Consider the following 22,414-nt stretch of genomic DNA (forward strand, 5'->3'; position numbering starts at 1 on the left):
TTTAAAAGAGATATAACTCTTTTGCGTCCCGCTGCTTTTGCTTATCTTATGAAAAGCTGTCCATTAAAAATAAATAGAAGTGCTGTTGAAGAAGCATAGGAAGGTCTTCTTCAGCAATCGTTTCTTTCGTTTTCTGTCCGTTTTCTGTAACGATAAGCGTCGAATCAGAAAGCGTTTTGCGTCCTTCCTTTGTGGCAATTGTAACTAAGCGCTTATGCGTAAAAGGCGACTCTGGTGACGTTTGATTAAACTCACACATCGGCGCAAACTCATGAAATTCTTTTGGCACTGTCGACACGCGGTGCAGCGTTTGCCATTGATTGTCTTCAAAGCGCTGAAGGTCATAGTGAGCTTCGTCTATTTGAAGCGCTCGGTATTCACCGCTAACATCCTGAACAACCTCTCCAGAAAGCGGGACAGGTTTTCGAACTGAATCGCCAAAACCAACGTCCACCAGGTACGTTTCACCGTCTAGATAAACAAGATTCGTTGCGTGGCTGCCTTCAATCGTCCACGAACCGTCGGGCTTTTTCACCGTCGCTCCCACGTAGTGAGCATCATAGCCGATTTCACGAAGCAGCCAGCCAAACAAACCGTTTAGTTCATAGCAAAAACCTCCGCGCAGATTGATTACCACTTTTTCAAAAATGCGCTCAAGGTCCGTAATGATCGGCGTCTTGCTGATCACGTCCAAGTTCTCAAACGGAATATGCAGCATATGCTTTTCCTGCAAAAATGCCAGGTTCTCAAGCGTTGGCTCAGCCGGGCGCTTGGCCAAAAAGCGAGTAAAGTAATATTGACTATTCAAAGGAACATCCTCCTTTAGTTGAAAGCGTTCTATATCCGATAAAGAAAGTATTGACAACTCATCAGATTCATCTCTATAATAATATCAATACATACATCATATTGCGACTTGTTAGCTCAGCGGGAGAGCACTTCCTTGACAGGGAAGGGGTCGGGGGTTCAAATCCCTCACAGGTCATTCTATTAAAAAGGCTGAAACCCTTGGTATATAAGGGTTTTGGCCTTTTTTGTGTTTTGTTGTTTCTTAATCATTTAGGTTGAATTTAGTGTTTGCTCACATTTTGCTCACGGGACTGTTCAAATGCTTTATGGAAGATATCCGCTACTTCATTATCTGCATTTGGAATGAGGTGAGCATATGTTTCTAATGTAATTTTAGGATTAGCGTGTCCTAAGCGAGCAGATACTCTCACAACATCTACACCTTCAGAAAGTAAGATGGAAGCGTGCGTATGACGTAAGTCGTGAAAGCGAATCAGTAAAATTATTAGTTTCAATTTCTAAATGATACGAAAAAGTAATAACTCATTTTATAAATAAATAAGCCATTTCATTTACCAAGGTCTTGAAACCAAGAGAAAATTCATAATGCAACAGATTCTCTTTTTTGACTTTTAATATGAATAATAATAAGCCTTCCATTTAGGAGGCTTATTATTAAAAGAACAAATTCAAATCCTTGTTACATCGTTATTCTCTCTATTATTAATTTATTTAACAATACCGTACCGAACAATCTCTACTTCTACTTTTGATTTAAATTTTACGTTTTTAAAATAGCTTGCTTTATCCTTTTTTAATCATGATCCATGGTGAAAAGCAATTAGTTGCCTTCCGATTCCAAAGGCATCACAATTAGCTTCTTGCAACTTGTAGATTACTGCTTCTGCTTCATTAGTTAAGTTTTTTGACAGTTCTTTATTTAATTGATTAAGTTTCTTAGGTACATCTCCCAGAGGGAATTCTTCTACTGCCATTTCTAAATGCAGATTTAAATTAACAGAAACGTCTCCATTATTATTTACAGAAACATTTAGTTTTCGTTTCATATTATCAACATTCAGAGAAATAAAATTTGTCATCTTTGCCTTATTATCATTTGTATTCTTTGTAAAACGTGCATATTTTCCTTTCTTATTATTTAACAAAAGAAAAAGTGTGGATTCTTCTTGAGATAGAGTTCCTGTTAGTTTTCTGTCATCAAATAATGCTAGGCCTTCCACATCAATAGTTGTACCATTATGACCTATTTTTAATAAAGGCAGAACAACATCTTCACCGGGGTCAAGTATCTCTGAAGCGAGAGTCTGTATGGTTTCGTTAGGAATGATTGTATTTGCTTCAGTACCTTTTATTAAATTTAAGATGTTTTGGCTAATACTTGACTCTAACTTAGGTTTAATATTGAGTGTATCCACGGCTTTACCTTTTACTACTGCTAATTTGGCACTCATGGAATTACGTGGGTCGCGCCAAATCACATCTAGAGATGGGTAAATATCATCTTTTGCAAATTGTTCACCGAATAATATAAGCTTATTTTTCGAAGCATCTAAATTACCAGGTATTTCTGTATTTAATTTCATACGGCCTTCTCTGGGCGTATTTGCAATTGTAGATAAAGTTTGGCTATTACTAGCTGGAGTCTCTTGTCCTGATGTTAATGAGTTGCTATAAATACCAGGTATTGCAATTCCAAATAAAAATTTGTCTTCATCAGTGCGATCAAAAGTTATAGTTTGGATTAGAATGGCATTTTTCATCAAATTTTGATCCCAGCACCCTGTTGTTAACAATAAACATATGCTGATGGTAATTAATCTTTTGATCTTCATATATTGTGTTCTCCATCTCTTTTTTTAGCGAAGAAAACTGACATTAAGAATAGAAAGAGTGGTATAACCACGATAAAGCTTAAGTGTGCCGGCTCTAAAATTTGATTGAATTTTTCAAGGTCAGTTTCATTTCTAGGAAGAAGAGCAATTATGAAAACAACTGCCGCAGTATAGAGGAGAGACGCCGCATGGTTGACGCGTGTAAAGCAGTATTTAAGACCATTAGAAGCAAGAAAAATCCAACTTGCAATAGATGTAACAACAGATATAATCCAGATGGATAAGAAAAATAAATCAATTCGTTCGACAATCTCAAAGGAGTAGGATTTAATCATATACAACAAAGGCTGAGGAGTAAGATATAGATCTTGTCTAGTTTCAAAAAAGACTAGACTAGCAAACACCATATACGTATAAAAGAGAGTTACGAAAAGGTTGGCAGTTGAAATTGCCATGAGCTTACGTCCATCAGTTGCCTTTACATATGGGTATATAAAAAGCATAAACTCAAATCCTAACATTGAAAATATAGCTTCTTTAGAGCCCTTTACTATATTTGGTATGCCGGATTGACCAATTGGAAAGATATATAGAAAATTAGCATCTTTCAGTGCATATGTAACTAATCCAAATAGGATAATTAATAATGGTGTAACAAGTACATAAAAACGAGCAATGCTTCTTAAAGTGTCTTTTATAAGATACACGCAAACTCCTAACGTTAAAAAAATTAAAATCCAGTTAGGTGTTCTTTGTAGGATCCACGTGTCAATTACTTGAATGAAACGAGACAAGACTAGACTCCCTGTAACAATAAAGTAAATCACATAACAGAAAATGATAACCTTTCCGAACCTTCTCCCTATTACAAGAGGGGTTATTTCGTAAATAGTTAAAGACGGAAATCTCCTGCCAAGTCCCCATAAAACCAAAATAATGACTTGCACCATTGCCCCTGCAAGTAAAGTAGATATCCATCCATCGTTTTTGGATACTAGTGATACGTCATGAGGTAGTGATAAAATACCCACTCCAATTTGAACTTGGATAATAATAAAAAACAATTGTGTATTTGAAATTTTATTTTCTTTTCGTATCATTGTAGTTCCACCCCCTTAAAGGATTTTGTTGTTCAATATTTTTAGGGTGTGAATCCAATGGTCGTGTTTTTAATTTCCAAACTGGTAAGCGTAAAAAAGTATCTTTAATGTCTTTTATTCTAAGTGGAGCAAATGGAGCAAAGTAGGGCGTGCCAAAAGACTCCAACTTACATAAATGAGCTAAAAGCACAATAAAACCAAAGACTATTCCAACGAATCCAAATGAGGCAGCGAGAAACATAAAGGGAAAACGTAATAACCGAACTGCGTCACTCATTCCATGGGATGGAACACAAAAAGAAGAAATGGCAGTTAGAGCAACTACAACAATCATTGTAGTTGAGATAAGCCCCGCCTGAACGACCGCATCTCCAATAACGAGCCCTCCAACTATACCGATGGTTTGACCGATCCTTGAGGGAAGACGTATTCCAGCCTCTCGAATTAATTCAATGGTTAGTTCCATAATCAATGCTTCAATTAGTGGAGGAAAAGGAATCTTATTAATTGAACTTCCAACAGGGTTTACGAGTTCATCAGGCAATACTTCAAAGTGAAACGCAATAACAGCAATATAAAAAGCTGGCAATATAATTGAAATTAAAAAACTGGCATGCCGAATAGAACGTATAAACGTCCCAATCATCCACCGAGAACTATAATCGTCTGGTGATTGATAAAAAGAAAAAAAGGTAACAGGGAAAATTAAAGCAGTTGGGCTGCCCTCCATTAAAACAGCAACTCTTCCTTCATTTAAATGTCCCGCCACCCGATCTACTCTTTCTGTATTTAATAGTTGAGGAAAAGGTGATAGCGTAGAATCTTCTATTAATTCTTCCAAGAACCCAATATTTACAACAGTATCTATCGATATGGACTCTATTCTATATTCGCATTCATGAATTATTTCTTCGTTAACAAGGTCATTTAAATAAACAAGTGCTATTTTAGATTTAACCTGTGCACCGACAGGAAAGTACTTCACGGATAGGTTAGGACTTTGCATTGTTTTTCTAAGTAAATAAAGGTTTGTCAAAAGGGTTTCAATAAATCCATCATGAGCTCCATGAACAACCTTTTCGTTCTCCGGTTCCATAATAGAGCGTTCCTTAGATAAAGAAACATCAACAATAAATAGCTCTTGATAACCATCTAAGCTTAGAATACAAGAACCTTCTAAAAGAGCAGCCTCAACTTGATTGAAAATAGTCGCAGGCTGAAAATTAGTACTAAGTAATGTCGAAACACTTTCGGATTCCCATTGTAAACAAGTATTCAAAATATATTTTTGTATTTTTTCTTTATCTACCATTGTTTCGAGGTAAATCATAACACCTCTTACGGTTTTCATTTTTAATTCTTTGATAACTAAATCCTCTGTGTTAGAAAAGATTTGATTTATGATAGATATATTCTCATCAACTGTCGAGAAAACATCATTAGAGGTTTGTGACCCTTTTTTCGAGGGGATATCTTCATTTTTAACCCTTGTGTAACCTAATAATTTTTTAATGAATTTCATTAAATTTAAGCTCCTATAGTCTTCTTTAAAAATATTTTCCCCATTAACTATAAATACATGTAAAAAATTCAAATCTGATTTATCTAAATGCAAGCTTCCCTGTAAACTATTTTGGATGTGTTTTTATCTGTTATTAATATTTATAAAACGATATATTATAGAAGAAATAAAGTAGAGTATGAAGTGTTATTTTCTATTTCCTCTTTCATCTTTAAAGAGGTGGTTCCACTAATTTTATTCTTTGGAGATAACAATTTTTTATATTCAATAAATCAAATTATCTTAGGGTTAGTTTATTGTGTTGGTGCAGACAGTAAATTGATACAAAAACATGCTGAAAATATTGCATTAGTTCAAAGTGAAATAAACGGTTCTGGTGCAAATATTTGAAGAAAATCTAAAAAAGCCACAGATTCCTAGTGACTGTTTGTCTTAAGTAATCAACCCAAACAGTTGATGAATGAACTTCACTTGATTTTGGACAGAATTGTCCCGTAAAACAAGTTGTCCTTTTTTAATGATATGCATCGCCTCTATTCCCGAAAGAATAGATGTAGCTGTACGAAAAGATTTCAATCCTAACATCGAACGAACTTTCTTTTTAATAAAACGATGATCTTGTTCCACAATGTTATTCAGATATTTTACCTGCCGTATTTGGATGCCTACGGGCATCTTTTTCTCTTTCTTCAACTCTTCAATTGCCATAGGATAGGCTGGGTTCTTGTCTACTGTGATCACACGGGGCTTGGAAACATGAAAAGACCGCAAAGCTTTCTTGAAAAAGCGCTTTGCAGCCTTATGATCTCTTGTTTTGTTTAAATAAAAATCAACCGTATTTCCTTCTGAATCAACGGCACGATAGAGGTACATCCATTGACCTTTGACTTTCACATACGTTTCATCGACTCGCCAAGAATCATTGGTTGGTTTAAGATGACTCCGTACTCGCTCATCTAATTCAGGACCATACTGGTGAACCTAGCGCATAATGGTTGTATGAGCAATCGATAGTCCGCGTTCTTCCATCATTTCGACTACATCACGAAAACTGAGATTGTACCGTAGGTACCATCTTACGGTTAATAAAATAATATTAGGTTGATACTGTTTCCAGTTGAATAGATTTTTCTTTTCCATACTGATCACGTCCTTCTTTTAGAATACTAGTATCAGTTTGTCCAAGATTTAGAGGTTATTTACAGGTGGTTTTAGTTTTTTGCACCAGAACCCGCTGAAGATATTGCTGAGAATATGGCAGCCGTTGTAAGTTTTCTTGCATTATAAAATAGCTAAAGATTAGAATGAAAAAGTAGAAAGATTAATCCTTCTACTTTTATTTTATTTTTAAAGGAGTTACTACAATGGAGAAAAAAATAGAAATATTTGAAGAACAATTAAACACTTTAAAAGAACAAGTTAGGCTTTTAAGTATATGTAAAGTAACAAGTGATGAATTTCCGTATTATAACTTCTTGGTAACCTCAGGAATCACTTCAACTCAAAGATCATCAATTGATTTATTTTTTTTAGTACTGTCTGAATTAATAAAAGAGAAGATAAAAGACAAACACATTAAAGTATTAAAAGAATTAGAAGCAGAATCTATTCTTGATGAGAACAAAGAAATTAGATATACAGAAGTTATGAACACTTTTAAAAAGATTTTAGATGTAGAAACAAGTGGATTAATTGAAGAAATGTTTGATTCAATGTTACAACAGGACGTTAAAACTAATATTGTAAATCACTTAAAAATGAACATGTTATTTGACCAATTGTAATTTGGGCAAACTAAATATACTAGGTGTTATTTATGTTTCTTAAAAAGATAAAGCTGATTAAAGATAATAGCAACCATAATAAATATCCATTTTCTATTCCCTCTATTAATAAGTTTGAAGAATTACATATTAAAAGTAATGTTACTTTTTTTGTAGGTGAGAACGGAACTGGCAAATCAACTTTACTTGAAGCAATAGCTTATAAGTGTGATTTTAACACTGCAGGAGGTGGAAGAAATAATAAATATGAACTTCATGCTGCAGAGTCTGCTCTAGGACAATATATAAGACTATCATGGATGCCAAAAATCACAAATGGTTTCTTCTTAAGAGCTGAATCCTTTTATGATTTTGCTACACATATTGATAAAATTGGGGCATTAGCAGCATATGGTGGCCGTTCGTTACACCATCAATCGCATGGAGAATCGTTTCTTTCTTTATTTTTAAATAGATTTCGTGGAAAAGCTATCTATTTATTAGATGAGCCTGAAGCAGCTCTATCACCTCAAAATCAGTTAGCTTTCCTTAAAATTATCAATGACTTGGTAAAAAAGATAGAGCACAATTTATTATAGCAACCCATTCTCCTATTCTTTTAGGTTATCCTGGCGCTTCTATAATAAGTTTTGATGAAGATGATTTGAAAGAAGTTATTTATGAGGAAACACAACATTATCAAATTTCTAAGTTTTTTTTAAACAATAGAGATACAATGTTAGAACGATTATTTGAAGAAGATGATTAATGATTTGAGTCATTATCACCTACATATCACTCCAAGATACAAAGGTGACGGTTTTACTTGGAGTGAACCTATTGATAATAAAAGTGCAGAAACCCACTTAGAAGAGACTAAAGATTTACTAATTGGTAACCTTTTAAATAATGTATAGATTATACACATCTAGTTAACATAAACTCTCTTTCCGGAACTTACCACAAAAACGAGCCCTTGATACACAAAGGCTCGTTTACTTTTACAATTTATCGTTTATGCAGCTTGGATAGGCTACACTGAGTTGGACAGAAAAAATAAGGTCAAGTAGAATACAGTAAATACTACGGGGGAGCATCTACTATGACGAAAAAAGCTAGACGAACATTTACAGCTGAATTTAAGGAACAAATCGTGCAGCTCTATCTTAATGGAAAGCCAAGAAAGGATATCAGCCGGGAGTATAACTTGACACCCTCGTCATTGGACAAATGGGTGAATCAAAGCCAGGAATCTGGATCGTTCAAAGAACAGGACAACCTAACCCCTGAACAACAGGAATTGAATCGACTTCGCAAAGAGATTAAGCAACTTCAAATGGAGAACGATATTTTAAAGCAAGCCGCGTTGATACTAGGACGAAAGTAAATGTCATCAAGAATAATCAACATAAATACTCGATATCAGCAATGTGCAAAGTCCTACAATTACCTAGAAGCACGTACTATTATGAAGCCAAAGAAAGAGCAGCCGTGGATGATATAACCTCAGATGTGATCGAAATATTCCACGCGAGCCGTCAAAATTATGGAACACGCAAAATTAAAATGGAATTAAAAAAACGCGGACTCATCGTGTCTAGACGGAGAATTGGGCGTATTATGCAAGAGCAGGGTCTTGTCTCTGCTTACACGGTAGCTCAGTTTAAGCCACATGCGAAATCCTGTAATGAATCCGAACAGAAGAATGAACTAAACCGCGAGTTCCATCAGGAAGAAGAAATGACAACGATCGTAAGCGATTTAACATACGTAAGAGTCAAGCAAAAATGGTATTACGTATGTGTATTTGTCGGTTCTGGTGCAAATACTGAAGAAAGATGTAAAGAGGTGAAAAGCTCCCTAGTAGAATCTAGTCTTAAGTAGCAATTCCAAATAGTTCATGGATGAACTCCACTTGATTTTGGACAGACTTGTCTCGTGAAATAAGTTGCCCTTTTTTTATCATATGCATCGCTTCTATTCCACAAATAATAGATGTAGCTGTACGAAAAGATTTTAACCCTAACATAGAGCGCACTCGTTTTTTAATAAATAGATGATTCTGTTGTACGATGTTATTCAGATATTTTACCTGCCGTATTTGGATGCCTACCGGCATCTTTTTCCCTTTCTTCAACTCTTCAATCGCCATACGATAGGCTGGGTTCTTGTCTACTGTGATCACACGGGGCTTGGAAACATGAAAAGACCGCAAAGCTTTCTTGAAAAAGCGCTTTGCAGCCTTATGATCTCTTGTTTTGTTTAAATAAAAATCAATCGTATTTCCTTCTGAATAAACGGCACGATAGAGGTACATCCATTGACCTTTGACTTTCACATACGTCTCATCGACTCGCCAAGAATCATTGGTTGGTTTAAGATGACTCCGTACTCGCTCATCTAATTCAGGACCATACTGGTGAACCCAGCGCATGATGGTTGTATGAATAATCGATAGTCTGCGTTCTTCCATCATTTCGACTACATCACGAAAACTGAGATTGTACCGTAGGTACCATCTTACGGTTAATAAAATAATATCAGGTTGATAATGTTTCCATTTGAATAGATTTTTCTTTTCCATACTGATCACGTCCTTCTTTTAGAATACTAGTATCAGTTTGTCCAAGTTTGGGAGATTACCTGCAGATATTTTGAAGTTTTTGCACCAGAACCCCTTTTACATGTTGTTTGTTATTTGTTATTAAAAATTACGAAATGAAGTATTGTTACAATAATTCTGTTACATATTTTTGGTTATATTAATATCAAAGATTTGAAAGACTCGCAGGACCTTTGTTATACAAGATCTTCGCCATAGTGCTACTACTATAGAAAATTCTGTACAAAACTAGCTATATAAAATGAGAGATAAAAAAGTAATAGTCAATTTTTCTATCGTTTAAAAAAGATAACAGTTTGGTTCTAAATCAAATTAAGTGTGTTCATCACTTATTTGATTTGGCTTGATTGATGAAAAATTTATATTTCAACTAATACTTTTTCCTTCTTTTGTTCTAGATATCCTAACTTCTTTATTATCTGTTTCTCTTTTAACTTCAACCATAAGTGGCCAAGCAATTAGGGATACAACACCTACCACGATCCAAACACCATTCCACGAAGTTAGTTTTAATATAAATGGAATCATATAAGGAATAAGGAAAGATACAGCAAAAACTGTTGCCCCTAACATTCCTAATGCTCTACCAGCATACTGTACACCAGCGCTCACTGCAATCTCCGTATATCCAATGCCATGCCAAGCATTTCCAGCAAGTCCAGTAAGAATGAGTAAAGATACTACAATATAGATATTTTGATTTGATACTAATCCAAGTATTATGCCTGCTATTCCTGCAATCAAAGCAATAATACAAATTAATTTGCGTCGATTTTTATATTTATCAGTAATTCGACCAGTGAGCAGCCTTAAACAACCACCGCCAATTTGAATACTAAAAGCAATGATCGATATTGTTCCCATACTTAAATGATGTTCGTCAGTAAGAAACACAGATGCAAAAGTGAGTACTGACATCTGAGGAAATGTTAACGCTGCACCAGCTATAGCAATTTTCCATACAGACATTCGTTTAAGTGGAGAAACTCCTCCGTTATCTGAAGTAGATGTAGGAGCATCTGATACTTTAAGCTCTACCATCCAAATCCATACGCTAAGAGTTACAACAAAGCATAAAATAGCAAGAATAAGAAATACACGGCCGAAGCCATACACTGAAGCAATATAGGGAACTAGCACTGCACCAATTGCTGCACCCACTGGAATAGCTGTCTGGCGTACACTCATTGCAAAGCCTCGCTCATTATCTTGAAACCAAGTCATGACTGCACTGCCTGAAGAAGAGTTAATACTCCCTCCTACTGCGCCGGCAATAATTAATAGTATTCCCAAAGATTTATAACTAGGAAGCATGCCTTCTTTGGGTACAAAACCAAATGAAATAATTAAAAAGGTAAGACCCATTGATACAAGTCCAATAATTAAAACAACCTTATCTCCAAGTTTATCTGTTAAAACGCCCCATATAATTTCAGAAATTGCAACACCCAATCCCATACATCCAAGGACAAATCCTAACTGACCAATGGTAAAGTGATAATCATTGCGCATAATAACTCCAGCAGTAGGGATACCTGCAAACCCTATTGCAAAAGTGATTTGTGCAATAACGCCAATAAACAGTATTAACCATCGATATTTAGAGGCAGATGAATATTTTGCTTCCATATTCATTGTCCCTCTACAGATTCAGCAGGTTTTTCCCAAATGATTAGAACTAAGGCTCCAGTTTCACTTCTTGAATTATGTTGACTTCCTGGAGGTAACAAAATAAGGTCGTTCTTTTTAACGGTACCTTGATCGGTAATAAATTCTCCATCAAGAATATAAGCAAGTTCAAAGCCTGTATGTACATGAAGAGGAGAAGTCCCACCAGCTTTATAACGTATTAGAGCAGCACCAGAACCTCCAGTTTCCTCAGGTCTAAATAACCAATGAATATCTGAGCTTGAGCGCTCATTTGCACTATAAGATTCAAAGTTAATTTCTGTTTCAGAAAGTTTCCCTAATTGATCTAGTGTGTGAAGTACGGGTAATTTAAAGTTCATATTGTTCACCGTGTATGATATTACTTTTACATTATCATACTTTCCTTTCTTATTTTTGTATGTTTAATTAAAAAAAATTTTAATTTCATATTTTAATCCATTAATAACACACCCATAAGTATCATTTAATTAAACGCTCCTTAAATATTCCTCATATTGGTTGATTTGGTATTTACATGAACCATGTTATCTAACTAAAAATAATAAATAAATACCTAATATTAGGTATTTAAGTTAATTTCATATTAATTTAGTATATTAGCTACACACCTGATTACACGCATGGTTATCTATTAAATAGATGGGTGATACGTTGTTAATTCTCTATTTAGAATCATAGAACAACTAATCAAGTTAATTCATGTTTGTAAAATAATAGTGTGAAAGGAAGTGTGAATATATATGATAAAATCTCAGAAAAAAACTAATATTATGCAGTTGTTAGAACAATATAGTATGGATAAGCGTATAGAAAAGGTAAATTTAACGGCAGGTATTTATACAAATGAAGATGGAGTTTCTCCTATTCTTGAATCAGTAAAAGAAGCCGAATATTACCGTACTAAGAATCAAGTTAGTAAAGCATCATTTAATATTTCGGGCGCAGCAGAATTTCATCAAGCTGTACGTACTGTATTGTTTCCAGATACAAAAGGTATTAATGAGGATGAATATACCGAAGTGACTCAAACTTTAGGTGCTAGTGGAGCTCTCCACCTTGCTGGTCGGTTGATAAAACATTATGCTCCTCAAGCTAAAATATGGTTAAGTTCCCCAACATGGGAAAACCACCCTGCACTTTTAGAGAGTCACTTAGGTGGATTTGGGTACTACGGATATCAAGCTGCAAATAAGGATCAACTTTGTTTAAATACCATGTTAGATGACTTACAACAGGCAAATCCGGGGGATTTTGTGTTATTGCATGTTTGTTGTCATAATCCCACTGGAATTGATCCTACATCTTTTGATTGGAAGCTACTAGCAGATTTTTTCGCGAAGCGAAAACTTATTCCTTTATTCGACTTTGCATATCAAGGTTTTGCAAATTCAATTCAAAAGGATGCTGAACCTCTTACTATTTTTAAGAAATATGTTGATACACTTATTATTTGTAATTCTTTCTCGAAAAATATGGGGATTTATGATGAGCGTACAGGAGCATTGACTCTTGTCTTTAAAGATAGAGAGAAGTTGGCTCATTGGAAGAAAACCTTAAGAGGATTAATCAGAGGCAGTTATTCTATGCCCCCAGTACATGGCAGTTTTATTGCAAGTCACATTATTAATGATACTGGACGTTTTGCTCATTGGGAGAAAGAAGTTGAAAGCATACGTAACGATCTTGACCAACGACGTAGTTTGTTCTTTTCTGAGCTGTCTAACAATGGCATTATTGATGAAATTATGCCTTACCGTCAACAAAAAGGTATGTTTCTTTACCTTAATCTTTCACAAGAAAAGATAGAATCTTTGAGAGAAAATTACGGTATTTATCTTTTAGATAGTGGAAGAATGTGCATAGCCAGCCTTAGTACAGCTGATATGGAACGAGTTGCTAAGGCAATGATGAATGTTCTTTGATTATATTTTTTGATATTTTTAAATTTTATTTTCTGGATAGTCGTGAAGAAGAAAAGATATTTTCTTATATAAAAGTTTAATATACCCTTACATGTTATAAATTGAATCTAGGAGGAAATGGATATGGTAAAAGTAGGTATTAATGGTTTTGGGAGAATTGGGCGTAATGTATTCCGTGCTGCAATGAAAAATCCAGAGGTAGAAGTTGTTGCCGTTAATGATTTGACGGATGTAGATATGCTTGCTCATTTGTTAAGATACGACTCAAATCATGGAGCACTTGACGCAAAGGTAGAGGCTGCAGAGAATAATCTTATTGTTGATGGAAAAGAAATTAGAGTTTTTGCTGAACGTGAACCAGGAAATCTACCTTGGAGTAATTATGGTGTAGAAGTCGTAATCGAATCTACAGGAATTTTCACACAAAAAGAAAAAGCAGCAGCACATCTAAAAGGTGGAGCAAAAAAGGTCATTATTTCTGCTCCTGCTAAGAATGAAGACATTACAATCGTTATGGGGGTTAATGAAGATCAATATGATCCTTCTGAACATACAATTATCTCTAATGCATCATGCACAACAAATTGTTTAGCTCCTTATGCTAAAGTACTTAATGATAAATTTGGCATTGCTAAGGGTCTTATGACTTCTATTCATTCTTATACCAATGATCAAAGAATACTTGATCTTAACCATTCAGATCCACGCCGCGCTCGTGCAGCAGCATTAAATATTATTCCAACAACAACAGGTGCCGCAAAAGCAGTTACCCTTGTATTACCTGAATTAGAAGGGAAATTAAATGGGATGGCAATGCGAGTTCCATCACCAAATGTGTCTCTTACAGATCTAGTAGCTGAATTAGAAAGAAATGTAACCTTGGAAGAAGTTAATGAGGCATTAAAAGAAGCTGCTGAAGGACCATTAAAAGGAATTTTAAATTATAATGAAGAGCCTCTTGTTTCTAAAGACTATAATGGAGATCCGGCCTCTTCTACAATTGATGCATTATCAACAATGGTTATAGGTGAAAATATGGTTAAAGTCGTATCTTGGTATGATAATGAATGGGCTTATTCTAATCGAGTTGTAGACTTAACAGCTTATATCGCTAGCAAAGGGTTGTAAAATAAATTAATTAGTGAATAAGGAATTTTCTCTAACATTAACTCTTGTTAGGGAGATTCCTTATTTGTTTTAGAAGAAGAACAAATAAGGAATTTTCGGAAGTATAGTCATTTTCAATAGATATTAAATGTCTCGTATCGTTCAATATTTTTTGAGGATGTTAGTAATGTTTCTATTAACTTTATTTAGTTCTTTTTTTATTTATTTCTATAAGTCTTAAGTATGGTTTCGACTTTATCCATGCTGATTCTTTCAGTATGGATTTTTTATGTACAATTAATTAACTTCGGAGGAATTTATGATAGAAAACAATATACCCAGTCAAAAATTAAAAAAACAGTTATTACCACGTCATATTAGAATGATTGCAATTGGAGGGACTGTAGGTACTGGAATTTTTAAAGGAAGTGCGGATACAGTGGGATTAGCAGGTCCAGGAGTTATTTTTTCTTATATATTTGCTGGTTTATTACTCATGATTGTTATGGGAGCTTTAATTGAAATGGCCATTATTCATCCTTCTCATAATATGAAAGATTTAATTGAGAAAGCATTAGGGAAACGCTTTTCTTTTATAGTAGGCTCTACATACTGTTTTATGTGGTTAACCGTTTGTGTAATTGAAGTGATAGCAGCAGGAAGTTTCTTGCAATATTGGTTTGCTAGTATTCCTTTGTGGATACTTTGTCTACTTTGTTCTGTAGTACTTATCTTAATAAACGCTAATAGTGTAAAATCTTTTGGAGAAATTGAGTTTTGGTTTGCCGGTATAAAAATCTTTGTTATTATTGCATTTATCATAGTTGGGGCTGCTATTTTAATTAGGTTTGTGCCAAGCGAAAGTAGCGATTCATACATGCAAAACTATACTGATTTTTTTCCTAATGGCTGGACGGGTGTTTTCTCTACATTACTTGTCGTTATTTTTTCGTATGGGGGATCAGAATTAATTGGCCTAACTATTACTGAGACGAAGAATGCGGAAAAAGTATTACCCGGGGTAGTGAAAGGTGTTATGTGGAGAGTTATGTTGTTTTATACTTTACCAATCCTTATAATATGTGGGTTAATTCCTTGGGATAAAATTGATGTAAATGCTAGTCCTTTTGTACAAGTATTTGAAATTGTGGGGCTTCAAGGGGCCTCTCATGTTATGAATTTCATTTTATTAACAGCTGTCCTATCTGCCGCCAATTCAGGTATCTATGGCTGTACAAGAACGCTTTTTTCTTTATCTAAATCAGGAGATATTCCAAAGTATTTATCGTACGTCAATAGAAAGGGAGTTCCTATATACAGTTTATTGTTCAGCGTTATATTTTTACTATTAGGAACATATATTGTTTATTTATATCCAGATAAAGCCTTTAATTATTTATTAGCTATTCCGGGATTTACAGTTTCTATAATATGGATTAGCATTTGCCTAGCTCAGCTGAAACTTAGAAGAACTTACAAACAAGAGCCATATTTCAAACTATGGTTTTATCCTTATTTAACTATTTTTTCTATAATTGTGTTAACTACTAGTTTCATTGTTTTTTTAATAAGGCCTGATAATAGACCAAGTTCAGTAGTTTGCGTAATATTCGTTTCACTGGTAACAATCTATTCATTTTTTAAAGGTCAAAGAAAAATCAAATTATCTAAAAAAATATTTAATTTGGAGAGGAAAGTTTAAAAATTATGGAGTTAATGGGTGTTAAATCAAAATTAAGACTAATGAACATAAAAGATATAGAGTCCCTATATAATATCGTTCATAAAAATCCAAGTTTATGGAAATATATGACTAGAAAAATGGATAGTCCAGAAGATATGAGAAAAATAGTAATAGAGGCACTGGGGAATCTAGATAAGGGGACAGAACTTCCCTTTGTAGTGGTAGATAAAACTAGTAATAAGATTGTTGGAAGTACTCGTTTATATAATATATCTTTTAATTGTAATACAGTTGAACTAGGATCTACTTTTTATGATAAATCTGTACAAAGAACAAGCGTTAATACTGAATGTAAATATTTATTGTTACAGTATGCCTTTGAAAAGCTAAATATGATACGTGTACAAATTAAAACGGATGTTCGTAATGTAATGGCTCAAAGGGCAATTGAGCGCATTAGAGGAGTGCGAGAAGGAGTCTTACGCAATGAAAGAAGGTTATATGATGGGTATATCCGTGATTCTGTTCTCTACAGTATTACAAATGAAGAGTGGATTTCAGTAAAAGTCCACTTAGAAGAACTTTTAGCTAAGGGAGGTGAAAAAGAAAATATAATATTTAGGGAAGGTACAATTTGACCTCTTCTATTTAAAACAGTAGACAAACATTCTTATTTAATTGGATAAAACTTTTAACGGTCTTACCTCTCAATCTTCTTATAGAAAGTCAGAAAGAAGAGTTAATAAAATTAAGCATCTCTCTAGTTATTAATTTTTTCTAATAATTAGAGAGATGTTTTTTTAAAAAAACATATTTATGGAAAATTATTTTTTACATAAAGAGGCTAAACAACTAGTGTGACACAGTTTAAGAAGAGGAGTTAACGCTAATAATATAGGAATGATACATGCGACCAATCCAGTATTTCAAAGGTGTATATCTTTCTTTAACTCACACATTCTATTTTTTCCCCATTCATACATCATTTCAACTATAGGCAATAATGTCATTCCTCGTTCAGTCATGGAGTATTCAACTCGAGGAGGAATTTCAGGATACACTGTTCGATGTATTATTCCATCTTCCATTAATTCACGTAATTGCTTCGATAATATTTTATGAGATATTTTTGGGAAAAGCTTTTGAAGTTGGCTAAACCGGTGTGGTCCTTCTACCCCTAGGTGCCACAAAATCACAATTTTCCATTTCCCACTAAAAATAGATAAAGTAAGCTCCTTCTCACAATTAAAATCTCCACGAAGGATTTTCTCTTTAATTTCTTCTCGTAGTGTATCTGACATAAATTTTATTCCCCTTTATTTTATAATAGTAACCTTTTGGTAACCTCCGCACAATAAAGTGCGTTCTTCACAGGCTACCCTAACCGAGTTAAACTATGTTTAGTATTTGAATTTTTTTATACCTCAGGAGGAAAACATACAATGGATAAGAAAGCATTATTTATTATACCACCAGAACGTTTTAACGAAGACGAATTATTTCAGCCAAAAGAAGTGTTAGAAAATGAAGGAATTAAGGTGACTATTGCAAGCACGAAAACTGGTGAAATTATAGGAGATTATCACGGTAGAGTAGTATCAACTGTAATTTTTTCTCAAGTTTCTTTTAAAGATTACGATGTTATTGCCGTTATTGGAGGATCTGGAACAAATGATTATTTATGGGGAAATCAGGACTTACAAGATTATTTAAAGCAGGCTTATGAGCAAAAGATTCTTTTATCTGGCATCTGTGCAGGATCTGTGACTCTAGTAAACACTGGGTTATTAAAAGGACGAAAAGCCACATGCTATCCAGTAGATGTCCAAATGAATGTATTAAAAGAAAATAAAGTACACTATGTTTCAGAACACGTTATTGTTCATAGAGATATCATTACAGGTGATGGTCCAGAAGGGGCCAAAGAATTTGGTCGGAGCCTTGTAAAAGCATTGACATAATTTCCAATGTTAAGAATATGTTCGATAGATTAGAGATAAAAGCGAGTTTGTATTTTATACAAATTCGCTTTTATCCTGTTTATTCTGTTATCAATAACGTTCATTATTGTAACTAGAACTTACGCCTGTAAAAATATAAATACATTAGTCTTATAATTTTGTTGTATTATAGTTACCTAAAATTGAAACTTTATGTCCATAGGCTTCTAGAATAGCAATAGCTTTATGGATATTCTTTTTATATAAACTCATTTCGGCTTCTATAAAAAAACGGTATGTACCTAGTTTCCTCTTCGTAGGTCGAGAATCAATCCAAGTAAGGTTAATTGAAAGGGAAGAAAAGACATTTAAGATGATTGCTAATATACCTGGTCGTTCATCGTTTGGTGTTACAACTAGGAGGGTTTTTGCAGCATTAACTATTGCACTTCGAGAATTTCTTACCAATACAAATCGAGTGCAATTTTCGTGATGATCTTGGATGTTTCTTTCTGTAACTTGTAAATTGAACATGCGTGCAGACCATTCTGATCCAATAGCTCCTACATTTTTTCGAGCTTTATCACGTAAAGCTCTAGTTGCAGAGGATGTACTGTTAAAATGTTTACTTGTAGCTTTTAATTCCCTGATATAATCTCTACATTGAGCTAATGCAGGAGGAATCGACCAAACCTCTTCTACCTGGTTAGTTTTCACTCCTTTCATTGTAAGTAGGTTTAAAGAAACTGGCAGTATTATTTCTTCCTCAATAAAAAAATCATCCGTTAATAAACCATCTGCTGTCATATTAATTGTGCCTTCTATAGAATTTTCGATAGGTACTAAGCCCTTATCTACTTTCAATTCTTTTATAGCATCCAGTACGTCTAAAATAGAATCACACATTAACCATTCTACTTTATTGGGTGAGAAATAACGAAATGCAGCTTCTTCTGAAAATGTACCCTGTGGTCCCAGATATGCAACTTTCAATTCTACAACTCCTTTAGTCTTAGTTATATTGTAATTAAATTCCCATATAGGTTTATTAAAATCATTATTACCAGCACTATACTATAAGACTAATAAATTAACTTAAATACCCAATTTTAGGTATTTATAACCCGTGATGTATGGAATAAAATACTCACTGAAGTAAATTTTAGGAGTTGTTGATTAAGCGTATGAAAAAACGTACTATTACTTTTCTTGATACAACGCTCAGAGATGGTGAGCAGGCGCCAGGTAATGCTATGACGCCCGAACAAAAATTAAAACTAGCTCTAATGCTTGAAGATGCTGGGATAGATACTATTGAAACTGGATTTCCTGCATCATCTCCTGCAGATTTCTTAGCGACTCAAATGATTAGCGCCCAGTTGACAAGAGCATCATTTGCTACATTTTCCCGTGCTCAAGTAAAAGACGTGAAAATTGCTTTAGAGGCTGGGGGAGTGAGTGATCAGCATTTAGTAATGCTGGTAGCTACCGGTAGCGATTTACACTTGAAAAATAAGAGAAATATTACGCGGGAGCAAGGACTAGCTGAAATAGTTGAAGCAGTAACTTATGCAAAAGAACAGGGCCTAAAAAATATTGCCGTAGGTATAGAGGATGCTAGTCGTAGTCAATATGACTACGTGGAAGCAATTACTAAAGCAGCTATGAAAGCAGGAGCAAACCAAATTATTCTTGCAGATACAACAGGATACGCAACTCCTACATCTTTTGGAGATTTAATTCGTTTTGTACGTAAAGTATCTGGCCCTGAAATTAAAGTTTCAACACATTGCCATAATGACTTAGGTCTAGGCGTGGCAAATGTTTTAGAAGGTATTAAAGCTGGTGCAGATGAGATTCAAGCAACTATTGGTGGGATAGGTGAGCGAGCAGGAAATACTTCCCTTGAACAAATGGCTACCATTCTTGCATACAAGGGAGAGGAGTACGGCTTAGATACTAATATTCAACTTGATAAACTCTATCAAACTTACTTGAAATTAAAAGAAATTATTAACTTAGAAGAATCCCGTATGCAGCCTTTATTTGGGAAGTATGTATTTAGCACAGCTGCGGGGATCCACCAACAAGGTATGTTAAATGACCCTGATACTTATGAATATGTAAAACCTAAGGACTTTGGAAGAAAGAGACAAATTTTAGTCTCTCGTCATTCAGGAAGAACAATACTTCGTCATATCCTTAAGGATTTAGGTGTAACAAATGATAATGAAGTTGATTATTTATATGAAAAATTTATTGCTGGACAAAATGAAAATCCTTACGATGATTTAAATTCCTTTAAACAGAAGATTCAAAATGAACTTCATAACAAACTGGAGGTAATTAAATGAAGAAAGCATTACTTGTGCTTGACTTAATCAATGATATTACTCATGAAAACGGAAGTGTCGGAAAAGATGGTTTTTATAATCAAGTACAGGAGCGACAAACAATCGCCCATACTGCCCAAGCTATAGAACACTGTAGAAAAGTTGGTATTCCTGTTATTTATGTAATCGTTGGTTTTAGTGAGGGTTATCCGGAATGGAGTGAAAAATCTAAACTATTTCGTCAAGTGAAGAACAAGCAACAAGTCTTACTAGGTACGTGGGCGACAAAGGTACACGATGCAATTAAGCCTTTACCAGAGGAGGTTGTGGTCACAAAAAATCGTATTGATCCTTTTTATAATACAAATTTAGAAATAGTCTTAGATTCAATGAATATTGATACGCTTTATTTGACAGGAGTAGCAACAGAGTTTGTAGTGTTAAGCACTGTATTAAGTGGGCACGATCGTGGGTACGAAGTTAGAACTCTATCAGATTGTATTGCGTCAAGTAATTCGTATAGTCATGAATGTGCTATGAATGTTATTGAAAAACTTTCAGATATCTATAATGTTGAGCGATTAATTAAGGAGGAAAATTAATTATGAAGGCAATCCATACTTTTACAGAAGAACAACATAATGAATTGTGTTTAGCACTTTCCAATGTAGCTTCAATTTCACCATATGTAGAATACTCTAAATTCAAAGAGGCTATGATTCGTAATATTCAAGAAAACTTAATTCCAGAATTCTTCATTAAATTGTGTGAACATATCCGCGAAGACAGAGAAAATGGTAAACAAGTTCATGTTCTTAAAAATTGTCCTGTAGATAATGAAGTTCCAGACTTAAATCACGATGATCCAGTAAATGATAAGTATCGACTTAAGAAAACATTCCTTGGAGAAGCATTTTTAGGTACATTCGCTTACCTTTTGGGTAATCCATTATTATCTTACGCATCTCGAAATAATGGTGACTTCTTTACAGATGTAGTAAGCATCAATCGATTTAAAGGTAAGCGCACTGGGTTTACTGATGGAGATTTAATTTTTCATAATGATCGTACTAGTCATCCAGTCAGAGCAGATTATGTAACTTTATTAGGTGTACGTTGTCCTGCAAATGACTTGGTTTATACTACTTACGTAGATGGCCAAGATATTATTAATCACTTATCGTTAGAGCAAATCCTAATGTTAAGTGAAAATTGGTATTATACTGAAGTAGATGATTTAACACGAGAAAAGGCAGAAAATTGGGAAAAATCAAATTCCCATGCTATTCTCCAAGGCAGAAATATCTGTTTTCAAGATACTCTTACTAAGCCTGTTGCTAATGCACCAAGAGGTGCAGTTGAAGCATTATTAGCATTTAAAGATGCTATGACGAAGTCTCCTAAAGTACGTCATCGACTGGAGAATGGAGATTTATTGGTTTTTGCAAATCAAGCTGGACTTCATAATCGTGAACGTATTGAAGTAAATAATGCAGAAGATACAGCTAAACGTTGGCTCTTAAAAACATATTCATTTAAGGATTCTAAAGTAGCTGATACGTATGCTGATTACTGGAACAATGGTATTTACGGTTGTGCAAAGGATCAGATAAAAGAAACTATTAAAAATTAAATCGTAGTTATAATATAGCAAACGAGAAAGGAAATCCCAACCTATGGAAAATCAATTAAGTAGACTTATCTCAGGTCTTCCAGTACTTCTTAAGGAAAATAAAATAGGAATGCTTTCCGAGGTAGATATTGACTTTACACCATTTGGTAAATGCGGTCGGTTAGAATCTGAAATTCACTGGTTATTTCATCCGGAGGAAACTGGAGGAAGTGGTGCTGCTATTATCCGTTATTATCCCGGTGGTGAATCTCCACTTCACGTACATACAGGTTATGAATTTGCATATATTTTCGATGGTGAAATGATTACCAATCAAGGAACATTAAAGAAAAATGATTTAATGTTATTACCCCCTGGTAGTCAACATAGCTCAAGAAGTGAGAAAGGTTGCTTGGCATTGATTGTATGGGAAAAACCTGCGCAAAATGTCTTAGATATTGCACATAAATAAATCTAATCTATTCACTTTGCTTT

At 34.3% G+C, this 22,414-nt stretch carries 19 protein-coding genes, 1 tRNA gene and 4 pseudogenes; 13 read left to right on the plus strand and 11 right to left on the minus strand.

The annotated features are described in order from the left end of the window. Nucleotides 1-46: 46 nt before the first annotated feature. Complete coding sequence (locus LZP85_RS02640) at nt 47-808, minus strand: arylamine N-acetyltransferase family protein (protein WP_226639620.1); 762 nt, start codon at nt 806-808, stop codon at nt 47-49. Nucleotides 809-913: 105 nt separating this feature from the next. Here LZP85_RS02640 and LZP85_RS02645 point away from each other — a divergent pair. Continuing rightward, nucleotides 914-985: transfer RNA gene (locus tag LZP85_RS02645), tRNA-Val, on the plus strand. A gap of 85 nt (nt 986-1,070) precedes the next feature. Here the strand turns inward: LZP85_RS02645 and LZP85_RS02650 are convergent. From LZP85_RS02650 to LZP85_RS02670, 5 genes and pseudogenes are all read right to left on the minus strand, one after another. Then, nucleotides 1,071-1,283 (minus strand): annotated as a pseudogene (locus LZP85_RS02650) (tyrosine-type recombinase/integrase); the annotation flags it as partial. 324 nt (nt 1,284-1,607) lie between these two features. Continuing rightward, nucleotides 1,608-2,642, minus strand: a complete 1,035-nt coding sequence (locus LZP85_RS02655) for a Ger(x)C family spore germination protein (protein WP_234561963.1) — start codon at nt 2,640-2,642, stop codon at nt 1,608-1,610. Continuing rightward, nucleotides 2,639-3,742: a GerAB/ArcD/ProY family transporter gene (locus LZP85_RS02660; RefSeq protein WP_226639623.1), complete on the minus strand. Its 1,104-nt coding sequence runs from the start codon at nt 3,740-3,742 to the stop codon at nt 2,639-2,641. The genes LZP85_RS02655 and LZP85_RS02660 overlap by 4 nt, the downstream gene beginning before the upstream one ends. Further along, nucleotides 3,723-5,264 carry a spore germination protein gene (locus LZP85_RS02665; RefSeq protein WP_226639625.1) on the minus strand — a complete coding sequence of 514 codons (1,542 nt, stop codon included), beginning with the start codon at nt 5,262-5,264 and terminating at the stop codon, nt 3,723-3,725. The genes LZP85_RS02660 and LZP85_RS02665 overlap by 20 nt, the downstream gene beginning before the upstream one ends. A gap of 432 nt (nt 5,265-5,696) precedes the next feature. Next, nucleotides 5,697-6,404 (minus strand): annotated as a pseudogene (locus LZP85_RS02670) (IS6 family transposase). 224 nt (nt 6,405-6,628) lie between these two features. Here LZP85_RS02670 and LZP85_RS02675 point away from each other — a divergent pair. The 3 genes and pseudogenes from LZP85_RS02675 to LZP85_RS02685 form a co-directional block, all read left to right on the plus strand. Beyond that, on the plus strand, nt 6,629-7,048 hold the full coding sequence (locus LZP85_RS02675) for a hypothetical protein (RefSeq protein ID WP_226639626.1): 420 nt from the start codon (nt 6,629-6,631) through the stop codon (nt 7,046-7,048). Nucleotides 7,049-7,080: 32 nt separating this feature from the next. Beyond that, nucleotides 7,081-7,796: pseudogene (locus tag LZP85_RS02680) on the plus strand (AAA family ATPase). A gap of 333 nt (nt 7,797-8,129) precedes the next feature. Then, nucleotides 8,130-8,647: pseudogene (locus LZP85_RS02685) on the plus strand (transposase); the annotation flags it as partial. 256 nt (nt 8,648-8,903) lie between these two features. On the opposite strand, the gene LZP85_RS02690 reads toward LZP85_RS02685, so the two are convergent. The 3 genes from LZP85_RS02690 to LZP85_RS02700 all read right to left on the minus strand — a co-directional run bounded on the left by LZP85_RS02690 (nt 8,904) and on the right by LZP85_RS02700 (nt 11,659). Then, entirely contained in the window at nt 8,904-9,611 is a 708-nt protein-coding gene (locus tag LZP85_RS02690; protein WP_226639821.1) for an IS6 family transposase, read from the minus strand. 405 nt (nt 9,612-10,016) lie between these two features. Beyond that, the gene (locus LZP85_RS02695) at nt 10,017-11,279 is read right to left on the minus strand and encodes an MFS transporter (RefSeq protein ID WP_226639820.1); all 1,263 of its coding nucleotides are present in this window, start codon (nt 11,277-11,279) and stop codon (nt 10,017-10,019) included. 2 nt (nt 11,280-11,281) lie between these two features. Continuing rightward, complete coding sequence (locus LZP85_RS02700) at nt 11,282-11,659, minus strand: cupin domain-containing protein (RefSeq protein WP_226639819.1); 378 nt, start codon at nt 11,657-11,659, stop codon at nt 11,282-11,284. Nucleotides 11,660-12,061: 402 nt separating this feature from the next. Here LZP85_RS02700 and LZP85_RS02705 point away from each other — a divergent pair, with 402 nt between their 5' ends. The 4 genes from LZP85_RS02705 to LZP85_RS02720 all read left to right on the plus strand — a co-directional run bounded on the left by LZP85_RS02705 (nt 12,062) and on the right by LZP85_RS02720 (nt 16,672). Next, nucleotides 12,062-13,243, plus strand: a complete 1,182-nt coding sequence (locus tag LZP85_RS02705) for an aromatic amino acid transaminase (RefSeq protein ID WP_226639818.1) — start codon at nt 12,062-12,064, stop codon at nt 13,241-13,243. Nucleotides 13,244-13,366: 123 nt separating this feature from the next. Continuing rightward, nucleotides 13,367-14,371, plus strand: a complete 1,005-nt coding sequence (gap, locus tag LZP85_RS02710) for a type I glyceraldehyde-3-phosphate dehydrogenase (RefSeq protein WP_226639817.1) — start codon at nt 13,367-13,369, stop codon at nt 14,369-14,371. Nucleotides 14,372-14,669: 298 nt separating this feature from the next. Further along, nucleotides 14,670-16,052 (plus strand): amino acid permease, encoded by a 1,383-nt coding sequence (locus LZP85_RS02715; RefSeq protein WP_226639816.1) that lies wholly within the window; start codon nt 14,670-14,672, stop codon nt 16,050-16,052. A gap of 5 nt (nt 16,053-16,057) precedes the next feature. Then, the gene (locus tag LZP85_RS02720) at nt 16,058-16,672 is read left to right on the plus strand and encodes a GNAT family N-acetyltransferase (RefSeq protein ID WP_226639814.1); all 615 of its coding nucleotides are present in this window, start codon (nt 16,058-16,060) and stop codon (nt 16,670-16,672) included. 288 nt (nt 16,673-16,960) lie between these two features. Here LZP85_RS02720 and LZP85_RS02725 read toward each other — a convergent pair whose 3' ends face one another. Next, nucleotides 16,961-17,335, minus strand: a complete 375-nt coding sequence (locus LZP85_RS02725) for a winged helix-turn-helix transcriptional regulator (RefSeq protein WP_226639812.1) — start codon at nt 17,333-17,335, stop codon at nt 16,961-16,963. 141 nt (nt 17,336-17,476) lie between these two features. Here LZP85_RS02725 and LZP85_RS02730 point away from each other — a divergent pair, with 141 nt between their 5' ends. Next, complete coding sequence (locus LZP85_RS02730) at nt 17,477-17,995, plus strand: DJ-1/PfpI family protein (protein ID WP_226639810.1); 519 nt, start codon at nt 17,477-17,479, stop codon at nt 17,993-17,995. A gap of 150 nt (nt 17,996-18,145) precedes the next feature. Here LZP85_RS02730 and pheA read toward each other — a convergent pair whose 3' ends face one another. After that, entirely contained in the window at nt 18,146-18,967 is an 822-nt protein-coding gene (gene pheA, locus LZP85_RS02735) for a prephenate dehydratase (RefSeq protein WP_226639809.1), read from the minus strand. A 191-nt stretch (nt 18,968-19,158) separates the two neighbouring features. On the opposite strand from pheA, the gene LZP85_RS02740 reads away from it, so the two are divergent. Genes LZP85_RS02740 through LZP85_RS02755 form a run of 4 tightly spaced genes read left to right on the plus strand, consistent with a single transcriptional unit; the run spans nt 19,159 to nt 22,391 of the window. Then, on the plus strand, nt 19,159-20,328 hold the full coding sequence (locus LZP85_RS02740; protein WP_226639807.1) for a LeuA family protein: 1,170 nt from the start codon (nt 19,159-19,161) through the stop codon (nt 20,326-20,328). Next, nucleotides 20,325-20,909, plus strand: coding sequence for a cysteine hydrolase family protein (locus LZP85_RS02745; RefSeq protein ID WP_226639806.1), 585 nt, complete (start codon nt 20,325-20,327; stop codon nt 20,907-20,909). The genes LZP85_RS02740 and LZP85_RS02745 overlap by 4 nt, the downstream gene beginning before the upstream one ends. Nucleotides 20,910-20,911: 2 nt before the next feature. After that, complete coding sequence (locus LZP85_RS02750; RefSeq protein WP_226639804.1) at nt 20,912-21,940, plus strand: TauD/TfdA family dioxygenase; 1,029 nt, start codon at nt 20,912-20,914, stop codon at nt 21,938-21,940. A gap of 43 nt (nt 21,941-21,983) precedes the next feature. Beyond that, nucleotides 21,984-22,391, plus strand: a complete 408-nt coding sequence (locus LZP85_RS02755; RefSeq protein ID WP_226639802.1) for a cupin domain-containing protein — start codon at nt 21,984-21,986, stop codon at nt 22,389-22,391. Nucleotides 22,392-22,414: the final 23 nt, after the last annotated feature.

Origin of the sequence: Priestia flexa, assembly GCF_021441905.1 — a bacterium.
Taxonomy (GTDB): Bacteria; Bacillota; Bacilli; order Bacillales; family Bacillaceae_H; genus Priestia; species Priestia flexa.